The 23,217-nt window shown below is 33.9% G+C and carries 22 protein-coding genes; 8 read left to right on the top strand and 14 right to left on the bottom strand.

All coding sequences use genetic code 11. The annotated features are described in order from the left end of the window. Position 1 precedes the first annotated feature (1 nt). The 5 genes from KA833_RS10825 to allC all read right to left on the bottom strand — a co-directional run bounded on the left by KA833_RS10825 (position 2) and on the right by allC (position 6,177). The gene (locus KA833_RS10825) at positions 2-1,762 is read right to left on the bottom strand and encodes an acyl-CoA synthetase FdrA (protein ID WP_064209612.1); all 1,761 of its coding nucleotides are present in this window, start codon (positions 1,760-1,762) and stop codon (positions 2-4) included. A gap of 15 nt (positions 1,763-1,777) precedes the next feature. Continuing rightward, positions 1,778-2,827, bottom strand: coding sequence for an ureidoglycolate dehydrogenase (allD, locus tag KA833_RS10830; protein WP_210128375.1), 1,050 nt, complete (start codon positions 2,825-2,827; stop codon positions 1,778-1,780). Between the two features lie 156 nt (positions 2,828-2,983). Further along, a complete protein-coding gene (gene allD, locus KA833_RS10835; RefSeq protein WP_210128374.1) occupies positions 2,984-4,015 on the bottom strand; it encodes an ureidoglycolate dehydrogenase in 1,032 nt (343 codons plus the stop codon). Positions 4,016-4,030: 15 nt separating this feature from the next. Continuing rightward, positions 4,031-4,819 carry a (S)-ureidoglycine aminohydrolase gene (gene allE, locus KA833_RS10840; protein ID WP_046207020.1) on the bottom strand — a complete coding sequence of 263 codons (789 nt, stop codon included), beginning with the start codon at positions 4,817-4,819 and terminating at the stop codon, positions 4,031-4,033. Positions 4,820-4,944: 125 nt separating this feature from the next. Beyond that, positions 4,945-6,177: an allantoate deiminase gene (gene allC, locus KA833_RS10845; RefSeq protein WP_210128373.1), complete on the bottom strand. Its 1,233-nt coding sequence runs from the start codon at positions 6,175-6,177 to the stop codon at positions 4,945-4,947. A gap of 174 nt (positions 6,178-6,351) precedes the next feature. Between allC and KA833_RS10850 the strand changes: the two genes are divergently transcribed. The 3 genes from KA833_RS10850 to KA833_RS10860 all read left to right on the top strand — a co-directional run bounded on the left by KA833_RS10850 (position 6,352) and on the right by KA833_RS10860 (position 9,305). Further along, positions 6,352-7,194 (top strand): alpha/beta hydrolase, encoded by an 843-nt coding sequence (locus tag KA833_RS10850; protein ID WP_210128372.1) that lies wholly within the window; start codon positions 6,352-6,354, stop codon positions 7,192-7,194. Beyond that, positions 7,194-8,444: a M20 family metallo-hydrolase gene (locus tag KA833_RS10855; protein WP_210128371.1), complete on the top strand. Its 1,251-nt coding sequence runs from the start codon at positions 7,194-7,196 to the stop codon at positions 8,442-8,444. The genes KA833_RS10850 and KA833_RS10855 overlap by 1 nt, the downstream gene beginning before the upstream one ends. 273 nt (positions 8,445-8,717) lie before the next feature. Continuing rightward, entirely contained in the window at positions 8,718-9,305 is a 588-nt protein-coding gene (locus tag KA833_RS10860; protein WP_192946363.1) for a histidine phosphatase family protein, read from the top strand. A 123-nt stretch (positions 9,306-9,428) separates the two neighbouring features. On the opposite strand, the gene KA833_RS10865 is transcribed toward KA833_RS10860, so the two are convergent. The 3 genes from KA833_RS10865 to allW form a co-directional block, all read right to left on the bottom strand. After that, entirely contained in the window at positions 9,429-10,775 is a 1,347-nt protein-coding gene (locus KA833_RS10865) for an alanine/glycine:cation symporter family protein (protein ID WP_046207025.1), read from the bottom strand. Positions 10,776-11,329: 554 nt separating this feature from the next. Beyond that, entirely contained in the window at positions 11,330-12,691 is a 1,362-nt protein-coding gene (gene allB, locus KA833_RS10870; protein WP_046207026.1) for an allantoinase AllB, read from the bottom strand. Further along, positions 12,681-14,171 carry an allantoin permease gene (gene allW, locus KA833_RS10875; RefSeq protein ID WP_046207027.1) on the bottom strand — a complete coding sequence of 497 codons (1,491 nt, stop codon included), beginning with the start codon at positions 14,169-14,171 and terminating at the stop codon, positions 12,681-12,683. The genes allB and allW overlap by 11 nt, the downstream gene beginning before the upstream one ends. Positions 14,172-14,488: 317 nt before the next feature. On the opposite strand from allW, the gene KA833_RS10880 reads away from it, so the two are divergent. Then, a complete protein-coding gene (locus tag KA833_RS10880; RefSeq protein ID WP_046207028.1) occupies positions 14,489-16,108 on the top strand; it encodes a PucR family transcriptional regulator in 1,620 nt (539 codons plus the stop codon). Positions 16,109-16,361: 253 nt separating this feature from the next. Beyond that, the gene (locus KA833_RS10885; protein WP_210128370.1) at positions 16,362-17,795 is read left to right on the top strand and encodes an MDR family MFS transporter; all 1,434 of its coding nucleotides are present in this window, start codon (positions 16,362-16,364) and stop codon (positions 17,793-17,795) included. 572 nt (positions 17,796-18,367) lie between these two features. On the opposite strand, the gene cspD is transcribed toward KA833_RS10885, so the two are convergent. Beyond that, complete coding sequence (gene cspD, locus KA833_RS10890) at positions 18,368-18,568, bottom strand: cold-shock protein CspD (RefSeq protein ID WP_019469926.1); 201 nt, start codon at positions 18,566-18,568, stop codon at positions 18,368-18,370. Positions 18,569-18,906: 338 nt separating this feature from the next. Here cspD and KA833_RS10895 point away from each other — a divergent pair, with 338 nt between their 5' ends. Next, positions 18,907-19,320 (top strand): YxeA family protein, encoded by a 414-nt coding sequence (locus tag KA833_RS10895; protein WP_046207030.1) that lies wholly within the window; start codon positions 18,907-18,909, stop codon positions 19,318-19,320. Positions 19,321-19,471: 151 nt separating this feature from the next. On the opposite strand, the gene KA833_RS10900 is transcribed toward KA833_RS10895, so the two are convergent. From KA833_RS10900 to KA833_RS10910, 3 genes are all read right to left on the bottom strand, one after another. Continuing rightward, positions 19,472-19,777, bottom strand: coding sequence for a hypothetical protein (locus tag KA833_RS10900; RefSeq protein ID WP_046207031.1), 306 nt, complete (start codon positions 19,775-19,777; stop codon positions 19,472-19,474). A gap of 570 nt (positions 19,778-20,347) precedes the next feature. Next, complete coding sequence (locus tag KA833_RS10905; protein WP_186297052.1) at positions 20,348-20,509, bottom strand: hypothetical protein; 162 nt, start codon at positions 20,507-20,509, stop codon at positions 20,348-20,350. A gap of 172 nt (positions 20,510-20,681) precedes the next feature. Then, positions 20,682-20,876: a hypothetical protein gene (locus KA833_RS10910; RefSeq protein WP_046207032.1), complete on the bottom strand. Its 195-nt coding sequence runs from the start codon at positions 20,874-20,876 to the stop codon at positions 20,682-20,684. Between the two features lie 193 nt (positions 20,877-21,069). Between KA833_RS10910 and KA833_RS10915 the strand changes: the two genes are divergently transcribed. After that, entirely contained in the window at positions 21,070-21,279 is a 210-nt protein-coding gene (locus tag KA833_RS10915) for a hypothetical protein (RefSeq protein WP_046207033.1), read from the top strand. A 136-nt stretch (positions 21,280-21,415) separates the two neighbouring features. Then, a complete protein-coding gene (locus KA833_RS10920) occupies positions 21,416-21,583 on the top strand; it encodes a hypothetical protein (RefSeq protein WP_164987248.1) in 168 nt (55 codons plus the stop codon). A gap of 81 nt (positions 21,584-21,664) precedes the next feature. Here KA833_RS10920 and KA833_RS10925 read toward each other — a convergent pair whose 3' ends face one another. After that, positions 21,665-21,829, bottom strand: a complete 165-nt coding sequence (locus KA833_RS10925; RefSeq protein WP_186821097.1) for a hypothetical protein — start codon at positions 21,827-21,829, stop codon at positions 21,665-21,667. A 326-nt stretch (positions 21,830-22,155) separates the two neighbouring features. Further along, a complete protein-coding gene (locus KA833_RS10930) occupies positions 22,156-22,917 on the bottom strand; it encodes a hypothetical protein (RefSeq protein WP_210128369.1) in 762 nt (253 codons plus the stop codon). Between the last annotated feature and the right edge of the window lie 300 nt (positions 22,918-23,217).

The raw sequence follows: 23,217 nt of genomic DNA on the forward strand, positions 1-23,217 counted from the left end.
TTTATACCGTCTCTCCTTCATAATTGTTTAAGAATTGCAGTACTTTCATTAATTTTTCGTCTCCTCCTGCAATTGGGCGCCAGTTGAATTGCACGACTGGTGCATCGCTTGCTTGGATTGCTTCAGTAAAGCTCTTCAATCCAATGTTAATCACGCTTGGTTTCATGTTTATTAAATTCATCACTTTTTCATCGACAGTTAAATCTACAGGTTCTGAATCAAATGATTTCGTTGATAATTTTGGTTGTGCTACGCTGCTGCCAACTAAGTTAAGCGCAGTACGAACCATTTGGTCGTTTGTTTCACAAACAATCGCACCAGCTTCTTTTAAAGTTTTAACTTGATTATCATACCCTTGATGATCATGTTGCGTACCAACAACTGTAGCAAGCACTGCTAATGAACGACCATTAGCTTTAACTTTGTCTAAAATCGTTTTGATTGTCGGTGCAAGTTCGCTAGCCATATCATCATGACTACCATAACCAATAACATTATCTAACATAATTACAGCAGTTGATGGATCATCAGATGATGTTTCTAACATTTCAATGCGTTTCGATGGATCAATCATTGGATGTGGTCTACCTTGTGTATAAATGTCATCGCCTAAGTCGATAATTTCATGGTTTCCACCTTTATATGAGAATCCTTCTGGTGTTACTTCACCTGAAGCGTCGCCTAAAGTATCCTTCACTAACATTGCTGCTTCTGAAGCTAAAGTACCACCTGAATAATATCCTTTGATGCCGTCTTGATTGTCAGCAAATTTAATACCAAGATTTTCCTTAAAAGTTGGGTTAAATTGCGGCGTTTCATCATTAGATAGTTGGACAGATACGCGTGCCGCTTCTTCTAAAGTATATGCATGATAGATATTTTCTTCTGTGTAAGTTGGTTTAGAACCTAAGAATAAGGTAACCACAGGTTTTTCAATATTACGTAGAAGATTTAATACTTTTTCTTCGACTTCTTTAGCTGGTGGTTTAGATATAACAGTAATGACTTTAACTTTAGGATCGGCATTTAATGCTTTTATACTATCTAACATCGTAATCGCACCAACCTCAGTTGATAAGTCACGACCGCCAGTACCGATTGCATTTGTCACACCTTTGCCTTCACGGTCAATGATAGTAGTCACTTCTTGGATACCTGTACCAGAAGCACCGATAACGCCAATGTCACCTTCGTTCACTGTGTTAGTAAATGCAAGTGGTAGGCTATGGATTATCCCTGTACCACAGTCAGGCCCCATCACTAATAATCCTTTTTCATGCGCCATTTGTTTTAAGCGCACTTCGTCAGCTTTTGCAACGTTATCACTAAACATAAATACATTTAAATTGTTTTTCAAAGCAGTTTCAGCTTCCATCGCTGCATATTGACCAGGAATTGAAATTAATGCCAAGTTTGGATTGTTTGCTAATTCTAAAGCACGGTTCCAGTTTGAAGCTTCGTCTTGCTTTTTAGACTTGTCATCCTCTTCACCTTTACCTTTGAGTTCTGCATCAACTTGTTCATTAACTTCATCAACTTTAGATTCATCATCAGTATCTACGATAACAACGATGTCATTAGGTTTCGCATTATCTAATGCTTCAGTGTCAAATCCTGATGATTTGAAAATATCCTTATTGGCAGGCGTGCCCATCATAATTGAAACTTGGTTCACACCATCAATAGCAGACAATTTATTCGATAACAACATTAATACAATCGAATCTTGGTACGTGTTTTCTTTAATTATTGTGTATAACATACTATTCCTCCGTTATTATTCTGCAAATCTATTTTTTCCATGATAACGATCAAAGTGTACATCCTCTGACACTAAGTAATCGTAAATTTCATCAACTATTTCAATGCCTTTTTCATCGTATTTTTCACTACGTAAGCGTCCACGTTCACCTGGATAGAATATTTCTCCATATCCTTCAGCAGCTGGTTGCGCTTTTAGTTCATCTAACATCGTTGAAATACGTGCTTTAAATTGATCTAAGTCAGTAAAAAATGCAGGGTTAATGACGATGTGTAATTGTCCTAGGTCACGACCTTTAGTTAAGTCTTTGTACATAGATGAAACATGAACACCATGTGGCACACCTAACAGGCTTCCAGACAAGATATCTACCATCATCATCAAACCGTAACCTTTTGGACCTGCCACTGGAACTAGTGCATGAACATCTCTTGCATTTGTTGTTGGCTCGCCGTTAGCATCTACTGCCCAAGTATCTGGAATAGATTGATGTTTGGCTCTAGCATCGAGCACTTTGCCCCATGCTTGTACTGTTGTCGCCATATCAAATGTAATAATTCTCTCATCATTAGACGGCGCACTAAATGCAATTGGATTTGTACCAAAATAAGGTTCTGTACCACCAAACGGTACGACCATTGGATCAGATTGACACATACTTAAACCAACCATGTTTGCTTTAGATGCCATTTCCACAAAGTAACCTAAGGCACCACTATGAGAGATATGTTTCACACCAACAACTGCGACACCATTTTCTTTTGCCATTGCAATTGCTTTTTCCATCGCTTGTTTCGCAGCTTGATGTCCAGGGCCATTATCCCCTTCAAAAACACCTGTCGAAGGACCTGTTTGCTCAAATTGATACTCAGGGTTAGCAGTAATACCTCCCTTAGCAATACGTTCCGCATAATATTCCACTCTGACTGCACCATGAGAATGAATACCTCTATGGTCTGCAAAAGTCAAAACATCAGCGACATCCTTTGCAGCATCTTCATTTAATCCTGCTTTAACTAGTTTATTTTTCATTAAATCAAATAAATCATTTTTAGAAACACGCATATTACAACCTCCTTATTACTATTATTGTGTTATATTTCATTAAAATTTGTGTTTTCAAGCAGTAAAAAAAGAAGTTACTAAAGACGCACCATGCTAAATGTCATAAGTCACCATTTATTACATTAAATTATCTCGTTCACTTCTTTTTATTACTTCCTAATATATGTCATCAGATATTAAATAATCATAAATTTCTTGCGGAACTGGAATACCTCGCTCTGCATATTGTTTTTTAACTTCTTCTTGAATCTCACCTGGATAATACACTTGATCAAAACCTTTAGCAGGTTTAACGTCATGCAACTCATCTACCATGTCAGAAACCTGTGTTAAAAACTGTGTTTCATCATCAAAATATGCTGGATTAATTACGATATGAAATTGTCCTAATCTACGATATTGACTTAAATCTTCATACATTGAAGTGACATGCTTACCAAACGGTAAACCTAACAAGCTACCTGCTAATATGTCTACCATCATCATCAAACCGTAACCTTTTGGTCCGGCAACAGGTAATAACGCAGCTACTTCAAAAGGATCTGCAGTAGGTTCACCATGTTTGTCCACTGCCCATGTATCAGGTATTGATTTGTTTTTTGAGCGTGCATCTAATATTTTCCCCCACGCTTGTACCGTTGTTGCCATATCAAACAATATAGGATCACCACTTTTTCGTGGTGACGCAAAAGCGATTGGATTCGTACCAAAATAAGATTCTGTACCACCAAATGGTACGACCATTGGGTCAGATTGGCATACGGTTAATGCAACCATACCTTGTTTTGCAGCTTGTTCTGCAAAATAGCCAATGGCACCACTATGCCCCATCTCTTGAATACCTACCATGCCGATACCACTGGATTTTGCTAAATTGATCGCTTCTTCCATCGCTTGATATGCAACATAATGGCCAACAGCATTATCGCCGAAGTATGTGCCTGCTGAAGGACCCGTCTTCGTAAATTTCAAATCTGGTTCCAAATTAAAACCTTTTTTAGCAATTCGTTCTGCATAATACTGCATTCGAACTGAGCCATGTGAATGAATGCCTCGTTCGTCAGCAAATATCATCAGATCTGCTGTTTTTTCAGCTTGCGCGTCAGGTAAACCTGCGTGTGTTAATTTCTCTTTAAATAATTGGCGTAGTTTACCACGTTCGACGTATATTAATGCTCCCTCTTCCATGACTAACAACCTTCCTTAAATTTCTATATCTCTATTTGCATCCTTGGAATAGATGTAAGCGAATGGTTCGTCTAAACCAACAGCATAAGTTGCTTGTGGTGCATAAGCACCCATAAAGATATAATCACCTTTATCAACTGGTTGCCATTCGTTGTCTAAGTTGTACATACCACGTCCACTTAATACATAAGCCCCATGTTCTTGAACGTGTGTTTCAATATAACCGTGTGAAGCACCTGGTTTAAATGACAAGATGTGAATATTCATATCATATGCTAATTCTTTTGGTAGCAAATCAAGAATTTTAACTTCTTCCATGCCTTCATATGGCTCTTGAACCATATCATTAACGTTTCCAGTTACAACTTCTGGCGTATAACCTTCTAAAGGTTGATAACGTTTTTTATATAAGAATACTCGGCTGTCATTATTTTGATTGCTATTTTCAAATGTCATTACTTGATGAGATGGTACATATAAATAACCACCTGCACTCAATTCATATTTTTTATCATCTGCATACGCGTTGATGTTTCCATATTCAACATAGATGAATGTTTGAACACCATTTCCACCAAATCCTTGTCTATTTCCACCTTGATTTTTCAATGTTACGAGGTAGTCTACGAAACGCGCACCAAGTCTTGGTGAACCTAAAATCGTTACGTCACAATCTTCAAAACCAGGTACAACATTATTTACTAAACCATCTGGTGTGATGACTGCATAGTTATCTTTTTTAATTACTGAACGTGTTTCTAATAAACCTTCTCTATATCCTTGATTATGATTAATATAACCCATAAATAAAATGCTCCTTTTCTTTATCTGTATTTAAAATCTTTTTTGCTTTTCTCTATAAAAAGTTTGTTGAACCATGTTTATTTATATAGCCCAATGATGTTGTTCTAGTTGTCTATGACTAAGTATTATTCTTTATAAGCAAGTTTATATAATACTTGTTTTAACACTTCGATACCTTTAACTAAATCTTCTACATTTGTCTCTTCTTCAACGTTGTGACTCACACCATTAATAGATGGTACAAACAACATTGATGTCGGCACATATTTAGCAAAAATTTGAGAATCGTGACCTGCACCAGAAGGCATTAATTTCCACTTTGATTCACCCACTACTGTTTCAGCAGCATTTTGAACTTCTTTAACCAAGCGTTCATCCATCAAAGTCGGTGCTTCATCCATCCATAAATCGATGTCGCATTGCACGCCTTCTTCTTCAGATACACGTTTAATACATGCATCAATTTCTTCTGCAAATTGATTTAACTCATCTTGATTAATATGACGACAATCAATAGAGAACGTAACTTCTCCTGGAACCACATTAACTGTATTCGGCACTGGGTCTACACGACCAAATGTAATGACTAATGGATCCCCTATTTCTCGCGCACGATCTGTTAATTGATTAGCAATTTTGCTGAAAGCTACAACTGCGTCATTTCTCAAGCCCATCGGTGTCGTACCTGCATGGTTTGCTTCACCTTTTAAGTGAATCGTATAGCGTTTTTGACCAACGATGCCGTTAACGACACCAATTGATTTATTTTCCGTCTCTAATACTTTACCTTGTTCAATATGCACTTCGATAAATGATTTTATGTAACTATAATCATTATCTGCTGTTCGATAATCAAAGCCACATTCACGCATCGCTTCTTTAAAAGCAACACCTTCACCATCAGCAATTGAATCTACATCAGCTTTATTAGCTAAGTTGAAGAAGTTTTTGCTTCCCCAGAAAGCAAATGGGAAACGACTACCTTCCTCTTCTGCTAAAGCTAAAATTTCTAATGAACGTAATGGTTGGCCATATTCGGCTTTAAGTGACTGCATCGCAACAACAGCAGCTAACACACCAAATTGACCATCTAAATGGCCACCTTCAACAACTGTGTCAATGTGAGAACCGGACATAATTGTTTCTTCAGGGTATTTACTACCTTCAATACGTCCTTTTAAGTTGCCGATGCTATCGAATTCTGTTTCAAATCCATCTTTTTCTAGTGTTTCTTTCAATGCTTGTACAGCATTTGACCATTCTTTAGAATAAAGTAGACGCGTGATGCCTCCACCAGTCAAACCGCCAAACGCAGTGAATTTTTTGTCTAGAGCCTCAAAAGAAGATCGGATGTCCATGTAATTCAACTCCTTTTTCATTTCACATACAATTATAAGCGTTTACATATGACTTATCATTCACAATTCTAACAATAATGTTCTTTACTTTTATTCGATTTATACAAATACGTCGTGTTTTTTATTTGAGATAATATATTTAGCAAAATATATCTAATAGGAGGCTAGGTCAATTTGACTCAACAAAAAGCTACTTGTCTATCAAAGGATGGTTTTCCATTACCTTATTCCATCATAGCAGCTAAAAGCCAAAGCCCTAAAGGCGTCATTATGTACTTTCATGGTGGCGGACTCATTTTTGGACAACCAAACGATTTACCGCAAGCGTATATAGATATTTTATCCGAATCCTATCACTTAATAATGGTTTCCTATCGACTTGCCCCAGAAAGTCATATTGATACGATTATTGAAGATGCACTGAGTAACTACGATCATTTAAAATCACTTTATCCTTCGTTACCACTGATTACCTTCGGACGTTCAGCCGGTGCATTTTTAGCTATGCTTGTCGCACGTCATCGTAAAGTTGATAGTATCATTGATTTCTATGGTTACTCGCGTGTACATGTGCCTGCCTTTTTGAAGCCAAATAAACAATATCAAGCGCTATCTACACAAATTACACCGAAAATATTAAATCAATTGATTCAATCTAAACCATTAACATCTGCGCCGTTGCAAACAAGATATCCAATTTACTTATATGTTCGTGGTCAAGCACGTTGGATGTCCTATTTAGGGATTCAATCATCTACACAAAGTACTTATAATATCACACCACAAGAAATGAAAAACTTCCCTCCTATGTTCATTGTACACTGTACAGGAGATTCTGATGTACCTTATAGTGAAAGTGAATATATAGCTAGATTAATTGAAACGAGTCACTTTGAACGTTTAGACCTAGACAGCCATGATTTTGATCGTGAAGTTAACTCAACGAGTAAAGCAGTATATGAACGAGTTATTCAATTTTTGAATCAAATTAAACTGAATATCGAAGGGGATAAATGATGAACTTACAAAATGTAATAGAAAATTTTCAAACATTTAATAATTTTGCTCGCAACCCCAAAAACGGGGGGATTAACCGCATTGCTTTTAGTCATCCAGAACGTGTCGCAGCCTTAAAATTTTCAATGTTATGTCAAAAGGCAGGTTTAGATGTTTACTTTGATTTCTTTGGTAATGTTATTGCACGCAGAGAAGGAAAGCATCCTTCTTTAAAACCAATTGTACTAGGCTCACATATCGATACTGTAAAGGATGGCGGCCAATATGACGGTCTATTAGGTGTGCTTGGTGCACTGGAAGTAGTCGAACATTTAAACGCGCATCATATAGAAACGGATCATCCAATTATAATTATTGCATTTGCTTGCGAAGAATCTACACGTTTCAACGAAGCAACTTTAGGAAGTAAATACCTTACTGGTAAAATGACAAAAGATGATATGAAATTTATCAAAGATAACGATGGCAACGTACTTTACGATATTGTTGCACCTTTAGCACAAGATATGAACGGTAAAGCAGCATTATTTGAAAGAAACAAAATCAAAGCATTTTTAGAATTACATATTGAACAAGGTCCAATTCTTGAAAATAATCAAAAAGATATTGGCATCGTCACACACATTGCTGCACCACACCGCTTCAAGTTACAAATAGCTGGTATTACTAGCCACTCAGGATCAACACCTATGCCGATGCGTACAGACGCATTGACTACTGCTGCTGAAGTCATTTTAAAAATCGAAGCCTTAGGTCAGGCTTATCATGATAAGGGGATAGTAACGACTGTGGGGTATGCCAACGTTTATCCTAATACAATGAATGCAATTCCTGGTGAAGTCACACTACTCATCGATATTCGAGGAAAAGATGAAGATATTCGAGAAAAAGTTGTCGAAGAGATGAAAACGCACATCAAAACCATTACCACAAAACGTCAAGCAGATTATGAATTAGAAGATTTAGGTCAGGATCAACCTCGACAATTTAATCAAGCGATTGCTAAGATTTCTGAAGACGGTTGTAAGGCACTAGCATATCAATATCGCTATATGTATAGTGGTGCTGGTCATGATGCGATGAATTTCGCACCCATTTGTCCTACAAGTATGATTTTTATTCCATGTAAAAATGGCATTAGTCATTCGCCAAAAGAGTCTGTAACTGATAGCCAAATCGAAAAAGGTATTAATGTGATGATTGCAACAACGATCGAATTAGCAAAAGTTGACACAGTACTGGAAACTTAATGCACATTAGTCTTTTGACCTATCAATCGCAATATAATATACAATCTTTCAGCATAATCACACCAATCATGATCATGCATCATTTCATAAACACAGGGTTCTTGAAACCAACGCCTGTTGATATGTGTTTCACCATCTAACACAAGCAAACGTGTTATGATTATTTATAATAAGTGGAAATTTAATTCGTGTTATACCATATTAAATAGAAAAATCGTTAATAATATCAAAGAGATACTGCTTAAAACACATCAAGGTAAAGGTTGATTTATAATGACAAAAATATGTTTTATTAGACATGGAGAAACAGATTGGAATATTGCTGGTAAATTACAGGGCAGAACAGACATCCCATTGAATGAATCAGGCATAAAACAAGCGCAAGCTTGTGGCACTTCCTTACTTCAAAATGAATGGGACCTCATGATTACGAGCCCATTACTAAGAGCTAAAGAAACTGGACAAATTATTCAACAAAAGTTAAACATACCGCTTTATGAAAAGGAATCATTTATTGAAGTTGCATTTGGAGATGCAGAAGGCCTTACTTATTACGAACGAGATGCGCGTTTTCCGAATCGTGAATATCCAAACAAAGAAACTGAAGCAATGGTTACCGAACGTTTTTTAAAGGGGATTCAGACCGTACATCAAGATCACACAAATAAAAATATTTTAATTATCTCTCATGGCGCCTTTATTAATGCTATATTCTATTATTTTTCTAATGGAGCAATCGGCACTGGTATTACTAGACTTGCTAATGGTAGTTTCAGCACATTAGAAATTAACGACAATAACACGCACATCCTAGACTATAATACGACACATCATTTACCAGTTCAGAGCCCGAAATCATAAATATCATCAACAATTAAAAGTACCATAACACCCATTCATGATGCATCGTACTAAAAGTTAAAGCCAATATTTCCTTTTAGTAATGACAAGTATGAGGTTTGGTACTTTTTATATTAATAAGGTTTATTTATAATTTTTAAAGAAATCTGTGGTTAACGATTTCACTTTTGGCGATAACATTATCACTGCGATAACGTTTGGAATCAATACGGCTGCAAGTGCCAAATCAAGCAAGTCCCACAATTGTTGTGCAGCACCTAACGCACCTACGATCATCGAAAGCACATATATTGTTTTCATCACCCAACCTGCCGTAAGTCCAAATAAAAATTCTGCCATTCTTGATCCATAAAAAATAACTACTACAACGGTTGAAAATACGAAGAACATCATCGAAATAGATACCATCATACTTCCAAATTGACCAAAAGTATTTTCAAATGCTCTGGCAGTTAACGCTGCAGACTGCGCTTTCGCATCACTCGCTTTCCAAACACCTGAAACTAAAACAACAAAACCAGTGGTACTACAAATGATTAACGTGTCTACCACAATTTCACTGATACCCCAGAAAGCTTGTCGAACTGGGTGGTCCGTTTTTGCAGCTGCATGCGCAATTGACGATGTACCAAGACCAGCTTCATTAGAATAAATCCCTCTCGCAAAGCCCCAACGAATTGTAGTAGCTAATGCTGCACCAAATGTACCTCCTACAGCTGCCGTAGGATTAAATGCCTGTTCTATCACTAACCAAATAACATTAGGGACATGACTAATATTCATTAAAATGATTAAAAAGCCAAAAAAACAGTAAAGCCCAACCATGATTGGTACAATTTTTTCAGCAAACGAAGCAATACGTTTCACACCGCCAAAAACGACGAGTGCAGCAAGAACTGCTAATATAACACCAGAAACCGCCATAGGCACATTAAATGTATCCTTCATCGTGCTCGCCGCAGAATGACCTTGAACCATAATACTTGGAACAATTTCAATCATCAGTGCAAAGGCAAATATCAACGAAAAAATTGTGCCTAACTTCTTGTTTTTAAAGCCTTTTTTCATGTAATAAGTCGGACCGCCCACAAACTCACCTTTTTTATTTTGCTCACGATAGTGTACACCTAAGACATTCTCACTAAATTTTAAAGCCATGCCTAAAAAAGCGATAACCATCATCCAAAATACCGCACCAGGCCCACCCATCATTATCGCAGTAGGTACACCCACAATATTAGCTGCACCTACAGTTGAAGATAAGGCGGAAGTTAAAGCCTGACGCGGTGTAATTGTTCCTTCCCCTCTAGGTTTTTTATTAACACTCCCAAATGTTTGTTTGAGCATATAGAAAAAATGCCTAAATTGAATAAAATTTAAATAGACTGTCAAAAATACACTTGCAAACAAAAGCAGGAGTACAAGTGGATAACCCCATAACCAATCCGAAAAAGAAATTAATTTTTCCAAATATTACAACCCCTTTGCTTTAAAGCATCTCACCATACGTTGTGATCAAAGTAATATGACTTTAAGCTCCAATCACTTTAAAAGCGATATATGTAGATACTTAAAAATGTAATATGTAATATTATTCCCTAGAGTTGTTCACTCAAACCGAGTTCAGAGCTTGTGAAAACAAAAAATAGTCCCGTTAATAAATGGATCAGTTTTTGTTTCTTTACAGTATTAACAAATTTCAAATCTTCAGCTCTATCCTAAATATCAATGGTCTGCTACATTTACTTCTATTTCTTTGAATCACTTGTCTCACTGATTTGATTGATATATTGTAATCATTTTGAGTGATATTGGCAGTGGTTTATACCTACTCCTGTGGTAAGCACACTAGCGAAAGACTACAGCTAAGGTAGTGTCCCTAGAAAGCGCGCATAAAAAAACTGCCAACAAAGTCAGAGACTTTGTCGACAGTATGGACCAATCCATTTAGTAAACGGATTAATCCTTGTTGCGCTTGTTTTTAATATTCCAACATTCTTAACTTCAAGCTTTTCAAGAAACTTTTAGATAAAACGTCCAATACGTTTGTCTGAAATACCTGCTTCATCACTATAAATTTCTTGTCCTCTTAAAATTGTACGTGTGACTTGAGCACCAATTTCACGACCGATATATGGACTCATTTTATTACGATAAGCTAAATCTTCAGCTTGTAATGTATAAGGTGCGTCTGGTTTAATAAATACGAAGTCAGCATCTTTACCGATTGCAATACTACCTTTTGTATCTAAACCAAAGCGTTTTGCTGGTGCTGTCGCAATAATATCAGCAAATTTTGTTAATGGCATTTGACGTTTTTGAACACCTTCGTCGAATAAAATGTCTACGTTGTTTTGTAATCCAGCAATACCACCCCATGCTTCAAATGCATTGTCAGTATCTTTTAAGTCTGGCGTACAAGGTGAATGGTCAGATGTTACAAAACTAATATCACCGTTTAATACGCGGTTCCACATTCCCTCTAAACGAGATTGCTCACGGATTGGTGGAGAACATTTAACAACTGGTCCAATGTCATCTAATTCTTCTTTATAGAAGTACAAGTAGTGTGTACATGTCTCACAAGTAATGTCTACACCTTCTTGCTGTGCTTTGATGACTTCATCAACGCCTTCTTCACAAGCAACGTGTACAATGTGCACACGACAGCCCGTTTCCTTAGCAAATAAAATAATTTTACGAATTGGTTCAACTTCTGTAAATACCGGACGACTATCCACGTAAGCACTTAATGTCGTTTCACCATTTTCTTTTGCGATCTCACCTAATCGATCAGTGATTGCCGCATTTTCAGAATGAATTGATAAAATTTTGCCAGTCTTAGCAATTTGCTTCATACCTTCATATAATGAATAATCATCAACATTTTCAAAGTCACCCTCAATAGAACGGTCACCACATGTTGCTAAGAAAGCTTTATAAGCCACAACACCTGCTTCATCTAATTCTTGAATACCACCGTTTAAGTTATATGGTACTAAACCACCATAACTTGCAACATCCACTGATAATTCATCTTTTCCAGCATCAAATTTTGCTTGGATAGACGCTTTGTCAGTTGTAGCTGGAACTTGGTTTAATGGCATTTCCACAAATGAAGTCACGCCACCTTTAGCAGCAGCATTTGTCCCTGTAACATATCCTTCCCAACCATCACGATAGCCACCGCCTGGCTCAGTTATATGCACATGCGCATCCACCATACCAGGTGAAACAATTTGATTTTGTGCGTCAATAACTTGTTCAGCTTCTCCCAATGCTTGACCAATAGCGACAATTTTACCGTCTTTAACACCGACTTCAACTTGTTGCTCTCCGTCTTCTAAAATGACTAAACCATTCTTAATAATCAAATCATACTTCATTATAATCTGCTCCTCCTTTTTTTCTTCTTTCTGCATGGAATACATAATGTAAAATTAAGTAAACACCACCGGCAATGACAAAGCCTATAAACCAAGAAAAGTCTGATATCACTGTAAATGCTGGTAAAAATCCTAATAGTGAAATGATAACACCAGCAACCGTTCCGACGTATGCAGAAATATTAATACGTGGTATTTTGTGCTCTTTTTCTTTCAAATCAAAATACAACTTATCTATATCAATGTGACATTTAGACACAATATAGAAATGAACAATCATAACACCTGCTACCGGACCAAGAATAGCACCTATCGCGTTTAGGAATAAGAAAATACTATCTTCCTCTTCCATCATCTTCCACGGCATAATGACTATACTCAATACCGAGGCAATAATTACGCCACGACGATAGTTAATCCATTTTGGTAAAAGTGCAGTGAGTTGATATGCTGCTGGGATGATATTACTCGTCGCATTTGTTGAAATCGTCGTCATCAATAGCACACCAGTAGATATCAGAATCGCCCAGAAGTTGCTCCATTCATTAATAATTGTTAGGATATTCCATTCTTGATGTCCAAGATAAATCGAGCCACCAATAATGATGAACACACTAGCAATCGCGAATAAAATGTGGGCAACTACAATACCTGAAATTTGACCAACCACTTGTGTTTTAGTAGATTTTGCATTTTGCGTAAAATCAGAAACACTTGCACCAGGTCCTGCCCACACACCTAATAGCGAGTTGATAATTAAAATAAAGGATAAAATCGCTGGGTAAATGATACCACTAGATTTTGTAGAAATTTCATAATCTAAAATATTTCCAACGCCACCAGCAGCCATAACGCCCCAGATAGCCATACCACCAAAGACAATATAAATAAGTGGATTTAATATAGCTGTGAATTTATTTAAAATATCTCCTCCACCAAATCCAATTGCAAAACTAATAGCCCAAAATATTAAAAATGCAATGAGACCTGGAACAGAAATACCAAGTATCGATATGCCTTGTCCAATATCCGCAAAACCAGGGAATATTTTATTTAATAGTATTAATAGTGCTTGTGACCCCGCAAACGTTTGTAGACCAAACCAAGCGATACCTGCGACAACGCCACGTAGGATACCGGGTAACTTCGCGCCTACATCACCATATGTATGACGTAAATGCATAGCAAATGGAATACCGTATTTAGAACCAGCATAACCATTACTAACTAATAATAAAGCGATTACAAAAGAACTTAATATTAATGCAAATATGACTTGTAATGGCGATAGTCCTAATAATAAGAATCCCCCAACTGCAGTATAGTTAGGTATATTATGGACAGCACCCATCCATAGTGTGAAAAAGTTAAATGCGGAGTTATTTCTTTGTGTCGGTGTCTTAGGCATTATATCTTTATTATAACCGCGCTTCTCGAAAACCGCTTGTGATAATGCCGCATTGTTCTCCTGTCTTCCCATTCTATTTTTATCTCCTTTACTTTAACAAGCTAATAACTAGTTGTATAATCTTCAGTTATAAGTGTAGTACGAGTGTAAGCGTTTTTCTTTGTTATTAATGACATTTCTAAACAATAAAATTATAGGAATCGAACAAAATAAGTGTATAATTAATGATATACATTAAATTTTTTGAACATTTTGAACAATCGTTATCACAAATTGACAAAAACCCTGATTTTTAAGATAAATACAGACAAATAGAATTTATCATTATATATATTTTCATGCATTTTCATTACTAGTGATTGTGTAAATCAGAAGCGGAGGACATAATTATGACTACTCTAAACGAAATTTTATCCGTTCCCCAATTTAAAGGCTTAAAATTGTTAAATAGCAACGGAGATTTATCAGCAGAAGTGACAAATTTAGACATTACTGAAAATAATGATATTAAGCATTTTACTTCAAATAATTCTTTTATTTTAACAACCGGTGTCTTGTTTCAAGATAATCAAGATAACTTAAAAAAGTTAATTAAAGATTTAAATGATATACACACTGCTGGACTTGGAATCAAAGTTTCAAGGTTTTTACACGAAATCGAGCAAGATGTCATTGATTTTGCGGATGCTATCGAATTCCCATTAATTGAAATACCAGAAAGTTGGAACTTAGGAGAAATTACACACGAAATTTCTTCATTTATTTCTGACTCTGAAACTGGAAAGTTAAATTATGCATTACAAGTACAACAAGAATTAAACCAATTATTAATCAAAGGCTTCAGTATTGATACTATGATTGAGCGCATGAGCAAACTCTTAGGTGTACCTATCATTCTATTCGATCCTTTCAAAGCACCTGAAGCATACAGTCGTCATTATAGACAAGGTAACGCTTTAATGGCTGAACATACCAAGTATTTCATGAACCATTATCAAGATGCGCTAACATATGATAAAAATAACCTCGTCTTTGAAAATAAAGACCATGTAATTTTCAAAGTATTAGGTTACACATACTTTCCATACTATTTAATGGTTTCTCAAGTTAATAAGCTTTCCTACCCCTTTAGTTTATTAACACTCGAACAAGTAGTCAGCGTGTTAAGTTTCGCCTTATACAAAAACACCAAAATACAAGAAGCCGAGGAAAATGATATTAATCGATTTTTCGAATCGTTAGTCAATAATCAAAACGATCAAACCCTTTCGATCAAAAAGCATGCTGATTTATTAAGACAATATTATATTTATCCCTCTGACTATTATCAAATTATCATTTGCGGCATTGACACCAAAAATAATCTAGAAAATAGTTACTACTTAAATGAGCGGCACCATCTCACATTCCTTTGGTTAAAGCATAAATTAACTGATATTGATTCTTATATCAGCGTTTATAAATTACCGAGTAACGATCGTTTTGCGATATTAATCCAAAATCGACATGAATATTACTTTGAATACCTAAAAAAAATACAACAAAGTTATAGTGAGTACTTTGATGATACGATTTCATTTGGTATTGGAAATGAAGTAACAGAATTCACACAGTTACCTTCTTCCTTTTTTGAAGCAAATGAGGCCTTTGAAAATGAACTGCTAAATCATGCAAAAACTTTTATCTCACAATATCATTCCAAAGATATTCAGGAGCTATTACAACTTATCCCTCAAGAAAAGCTATTACCTTTCGTAAAACATACTTTGGGCCCACTGAGTTATCCAAAACAAAAAAAAGATTTAGAATTAAAACAAACTTTAAAAGTGTACATGGATAATCAATGCGATATAACAAAAACGGCAGATAAAATATTTATACACAGAAATACTGTAAAATATAGAATCAATAAATGCAGTAATATGATTGGCACAAATATAGAAGACCCTGTTCATTCCTTAAACATACGTATCGCTTTATATGTATCTGAAATGATTCGTTTCGATTAATCGCTCCATCTATTAAAAAAAGCTATGCTGTTTGCGCAATCATGCAAACAGCGTAGCTTTTTCCATTAATAAAACAACAGTGATTTATGTTACCTCTAAAACAAGCAATTCCAACCTATATTATCTATGCATTCATTTTCTCTAAAAATTCTTTGCAAAAAATATTAATTTTTTAAACCGAATGGTTTGCTTTGCTAACTTAAAATAATTAAAATTTATCGATGGGATGTTATAAAAAGGAGATGCATTTATAATGTCGGAGAATGTTATATCTAATAAAAAAAGAAATACGATTATATTAGTTATGCTAAGTAGTGCTTTTGTAGCGATGCTAAATCAAACATTGCTCAATACCGCACTACCAGCAATTATTACGGGATTAGAAATAACTGACACAACTGCTCAATGGTTGATTACAGGCTTTATGTTAGTGAATGGTATCATGATTCCACTAACAGCCTTTCTTATGGATCGATTTCACACAAGACCGCTCTATATTTTTTCTATGAGCGCGTTCTTAATTGGTTCAATCATTGCAGCACTTTCACCTACATTTGGCTTACTCATGTTTGCACGTGTGATTCAAGCGATTGGTGCAGGGATACTTTTACCGCTTATGCAATTCACTGTATTTACACTGTTCCCTTCTGAGAAACGTGGATTTGCAATGGGACTTACCGGTATAGTAGCACAATCAGCCCCAGCAATCGGACCAACCTTAACCGGATTTTTAATTGATACATTTAGCTGGAGAGCACCATTTATTGTGGTAGCTTTTATTGCGATTATCGCATTTATTGTAGGTGCGATATTTGTAGAAAGTAATAACGAAACCAAACATACACAATTAGACAAAACTTCTGTTATATATTCAACATTAGGTTTTGGTTTAATGCTTTACGGCTTTAGCAGCGCAGGCAACTTAGGTTTCACATCACCAATCGTTATTATTTCACTTATTGTGGGAATCTTAATTGTTACCATTTTCGTAACAAGACAAATTAGAATCGATAATCCACTATTAAATATGCGCGTATTTACAAATCGTACATTTTCACTATCTGCATTTTCATCTATGGTATTATTTATCGGAATTGTAGGCCCAGCATTATTGATTCCAATTTATGTCCAATCAGGCTTAGGTCTATCTGCAATTCTGTCAGGTCTTGTTATCTTACCAGGTGCAGTAGTCAACGCATTCATGTCCGTCTATACAGGGAAAATATATGACAAATATGGCTTGAAAGTATTGGCGATTCCTGGATTTGTCCTTTTAATTTTTATGACAATACTACATTGTTTCTTAACTTCAGACACACCTTATTGGTATATTGTCGTCATTTACGCTATAAGAATGTTTGCTGTAGCATTGATTATAATGCCACTGAATACAATTGGTATTAACGCATTAGAAAGTAAAAATATTTCACACGGTACTGCGATTATTAATTCTTTAAGAATTATTGCAGGTGCGATTGGTACTGCCATTATGATTACAATTATGGCAATTGTTCGTACAAACTATGTTCCAAGTAAGCATCAGTCCAAAGCAGATATTGCACAACAAGCGACTGTACAAGGTGTCGACGCAGCATTTGCATTCACTACGCTATTATTAATTATTGGTTTTATATTAACACTACTGATAAAAACAAAAAATAAAGCGGATAATACGCGTGAAGTATAATATTAAATCTATTTAAGTGAAAGTAGCAACGCTTCAACAACTTGAACGGTGTAAAAAACATACTAAGATTAGCTATGAAGAAATCTATGACGATAGATTTTTTCATAGCTATTTTATTATTCAATATTTCGTATTGTTGACTCACTTTCTTAGGGGACAACTTCAGCTTGTAGTCTTCAACTTGTCCTGCTCCCCCAAGAGTCTCGTCAAAATACAACGTATTTATATGTAATTTCTCATTGAAGTACTTAAAAAAGGCTCTATTTCAACCCAAAATGATGTTAAAAATTATTCTACATGCATACACCCAAAAATTAATTTTTATGCTGCTGTTTGTGGCTATTACCATTCTTTTATAAAATTGGCTTCAAATGATGTATTAATGCTAAGCAATCTTGCAAGAGTCATTAATATTTTATTGGTAGTAAAAAAATAGGTGCAAATCCGAGTCATAACTAACAAGTTGACTTTGAATTAACACCTTTTAAAGTAAATACATGTATATAACTTCAGAGATCGATTTTAAGACAAATAAAAAAAGACGAGCGTTGCTCGTCTTTTTTTATGCGTTATTATAATTTAATAACGTTAGCTGCTTGAGGTCCACGGTCGCCTTCAACGATTTCGAATTCAACAGCTTGTCCTTCTTCTAATGATTTGTAGCCGTCTTGGTTAATTGCTGAGAAGTGTACGAATACATCGTTTCCGCCTTCTACTTCGATAAAACCAAAACCTTTTTCTGAGTTAAACCATTTAACTGTACCGTTATTCATAATAAAAATCCTCCAAGTGCTTTTGCACAAAAATTTGTAATCTGTCTAAAAAATCAAAAGGAGTAAATTCAAAAGAATAAAACTACAAATCAATTTCACGAACTAAATTACTTAATACCTAGTATAACGAATAATCAGACCTTTGTATACCCCTATTTTCAAATAAATATATTTTGCACTTTATTTTTAGTAATATAATCCATTTGAAATATATAATTTAATTGAATATGAAAATGACAAAATCGTTATATTAAAATGCATTTTTGTAACTTAAAAATATAGCGAACAAATCAAATAACTTTTACATTATAGATAGTTACTTTAAGGAGGTAATAAGTATGAACAGGTTTGTAAAAGTACTTCTAAATATCTTTGTTATCATTATCATTGTTTTTATCGGCCTTTTTGGCTGGAAAGTTTATGCAGAAAAACATTCGGACAATCCTGATGTTGTTAGTTTTGCCAAATTAAATCCGCTCATTACTAATGAAGCATATTATGTAAAAACTCAAAAGCCAACAAAAGTTGAGCACAACAAAAGTGATGATGGAGAAACTCTTGTCACATATAATTATAAGCAAAATGGATATAACAAAAAAGGTGAAAAAAGACATTTAGATTTTAATGGTTTTGGTGAAAAACCATTAAAAACAAATCATTACTTAAAATTAGACACCGAACTTGGGCATGTCCAAAGTTATAAAGAAGTGCCTAAAAATAAAGTACCTAAAAAAGCATTCAATCACCTTTAAACATCACATTATGAATCAAAACAATACACTTAATAAAAATATTATTTTGATGAGCTAATAATATAATAATGCGCACAAGATAGAATTATTTATTTGCAAAATATGTTTTCTAACTTGTGCGCTTTGATTGTAATTTTTTAGTGACTACACCTTAGTTATTCATTCTTTTGACTATTTCATGCTTAATAATCATTAATGCTTGGCTATACTTAGAACTTGTATTTTCTTGAGTGTTAATAATCAAAATGTCTACCAAATCATCATTATCCATTTGAACTAATTCTTGCCGAAATTGATCGATATTTTCTACTAATCTCTTATGGTTAGGCTGATACTTATCTATAACATAATATTGATCAGCACCAAGTCCACCCTCTTCAATCATTTTAGAAATTTCATCCGTGCGCATCTCATTAGTTCTATCAATTTTGATATCTTTATTGTAATAATTAACCATACATATCCCCCACTTCATTCACAAAATCCATCTCATATTAAGGTTACATGCTATCTTTTTGACACTAAACGTAAAACAATAAATCATGCCGTACCACTTACAATAAAATAAAATTACTCCAAAAGTTATATATTACATCTATACCCTGAAATGATATTTTAAACTTTAATTTAGATCATTCTTTTTTATACTTATAATTCAAGGAAGTAATTTAATAAATTTATAAAATATTATCGATTCTCTATATCGTTTCTAAAAACACCGAAACCATATACATCATCTCCTTATAATGAACCTATTTTATATCTATCCTTTTTAAAAATTTTTAAAACATTTCATTATTTTATACTATTAAAATACATTATATTCTATGAGTATAAGATGATATCGTCTAACAGTTCATTATTCCTTATTGGATTGATGATGCATAAAATAGATTCCTAAGTTTTGATAGTAATACCACCATAATAACATTCATAAATACAAAAATTGCTGAATGATAAAATAAAGACTGAGACAACATTTGCCTCAGTCTTTGATACTTCTAATATTTTTCTATCATTTCAACGCTTATAATCGTTTTTTTGCATCAATACCAATCCATATATTTGTTATTAAACCGACAATTCCCATAACTAATGATGGTATAACAGCATGATTGCTAGTATAAAACGTCACTAAAAACATAAGCAAACCAGTTATCATACTGATTAATATAGATGAAAATTTCATTGGATTACTCCCTTTTTTCGCTATGTTAATTTACATTATTCCTATACTGAAATTCATTTAAAATGAAATAAAGACAGTCTGTTGTATAGTTTTAAAAAATTGGGCATCACAAATACAATAACTTTTTATTTATAAATATAGAAAATCCCACTAAACCACATCTTTGCGTTTTTCAACTTAATATGTATGCAATCACAAATAAGATAATCGAAATAATGAGTGACATTAACCAAAACGGAGAACTCACTAAATCTTTATACGCTTGATCTGGTGCATTACGCATTTTCAACCGAATAAATTTGATTCCTAAATACAACGCTTCAACAAAATTAACGATTAAAACAATGCTTAACAGTATCATTGACATGACTGAACCCCCAAGATATCGTCTCATTTAATCCACATCGTACCATAAGATTTTTAATAATTAAATATATATAAAAATATTAATTCAAATTTTTATTACAACCTAAAAACATATGTGTTATTTTATAATTAACATTGTACGTGGTTATTTTTAAAATTATATGGGCTAAATATCATAAAGTTGGAGGGGTATTGTGCAACTATTTTTACTTACACTTTTAGGTATTATTTTCGTTTTTGTATATGCTTCAAATTCAACAATACTTTTACATATCAAACTTATTAGACGAGCTAAAAAAGAAGGTACGGCAGCAATGAATGGTAAACAATGTCGCTTTATGTGGTGTTTGTTTGCAGTTATGGCAACAGGATTTTACCTATTATTACTTAATTCAAATTTGTAATCGAATAATCAAAATATGGTAACTTTCTACCATAAATGAGCAATGATATAGTTGAATTAAAACTCGAACTGTAAAAAGTATGTTTCTAAAATACTGTATAATATAATAAAAACAAAAATAGTAAAGGAGTCATCATATGAAATTTGTAAATTTAACAGCTATGACAGAAAAAGGCCTAAACAAGAAAGTTAATGAATTCTTAGAGGAAAATCCCTATATCGAAATCATTAAATTCGATTATCAATTAGGATATAGCAGCTGTGGCGTAGGTATTCTTTACAATAAAGTTAAGTCTCAGTCTTAAGTTTATTGTATAGGAAAATATGTTTAGACTTCTATACAGCATTACTTATTTGTTCATTTACAAACCTATTTTCACGAACGGCTAATAAAATAATTGTAAAACGGTCATAATTATAGTTAACAAACAAGCTAATAACATAACATTTTGAGCTCTATGAGTGTCCTGATTTCCATTTTTATATTCCTTTATTACAAATAGCCAAGAAAGAATAACTAAAATCCCTAAAATAATGCCAATCGTTTTCATTTTACCTCTCCTAAAATGTACTGTATAACTGATTATTATTCGTTCAAGTTCAAAAAGATACTTCGAATTATATTTTTATAATATCATACATTTTAAAACGTGAATTGTTTGTAAATAATCTAACTTATTATAATTGAAAATATCCCAATTTAAACTATATTTGAAATAAAAACAATAGCTGAAACATAATAATGTTTCAGCTATGAATATCTTATGGAAAGTACACGATTGTGAATACATCCACATCATAATATTTGAATTTTTGTTAATGCTATTCAAAATGGTATCACTGTAAGATTATCACATATAGTAATACCTAAAATGTCTTATTTTTGAAAAACTTTAAAATTAACACGTTTACATAATAATAAACTACCCGTAATCAATGAGATACTCGCTAAAAAAATGGTTAGTGTTCTATTATCTGAAATCATGCCTGTATCAGGTAATTCTTTTATTGCATTGTGCTTCACGCTATTTTTTGAATTTTTTACTTCAGAGTTAACTTTTGAGAAATCATTATTTTTTGAAGCGTCTAACTGCTGATTTTTATTAAATCGATCACTTTCTATTCCTGGATTTTTAGGGTTTAAAACACCTTCATCTTTTAATTTTTCATTTAGTGCATTATTGTACAATGACGTCTCACTATTAGATTTATGATTAAATTCATTCGTAGCATCTTCTAATTCCTTCGGCTCTTCAACCTCTGCTATATCTTTGTGCGGAAACACATTTGGTTCTGTAAAACTTCCATCCTTATGTAAAATACCATGTGGTATTTTTTTCGTACCATCCTTTAACTCTATCGGTTTTTCAACCTCTGCTATATCTTTATGCGGAAACACGTTTGGTTCTGTAAAACTTCCATCCTTATGTAAAATACCATGTGGTATTTTCTTCGTACCATCCTTTAACTCTATCGGTTTTTCAACCTCTGCTATATCTTTATGTGGAAACACATTTGGTTCTGTAAAGCTTCCATCCTTATGTAAAATACCATGAGGAATCTCTTCACCATTTGCCCCTTGACTGCTAAATTGTACAACTGTCATTAATAAAGCTGTAGATAATAGTACCTTTTTCATTTTAAAACTTCCTTTCTAATTAAGTTATTGTAATATGAATATCTCCCTCATTATTACTGGTAAAGTGAATTTTCGTAATATAAAATTTTCCTTAACTACCAAGAAGTTATCTGTTGTATGTATACAATATATTTTATAAATTAATAACGAATATTTATGGATTTATTACTAATTACCATAATATTGCAAGGAGTCATTTATTAGGGGAATATTTCCGTTTAAGTAAAAATATAGATAGAAAATAGTAATAATATGTAAGTTTTAAATTTAAATATTGATAATATCAAATCTGTCAAAATG

Source organism: Staphylococcus sp. GDY8P67P (assembly GCF_017892545.1).
Lineage (GTDB): Bacteria > Bacillota > Bacilli > Staphylococcales > Staphylococcaceae > Staphylococcus > Staphylococcus ureilyticus.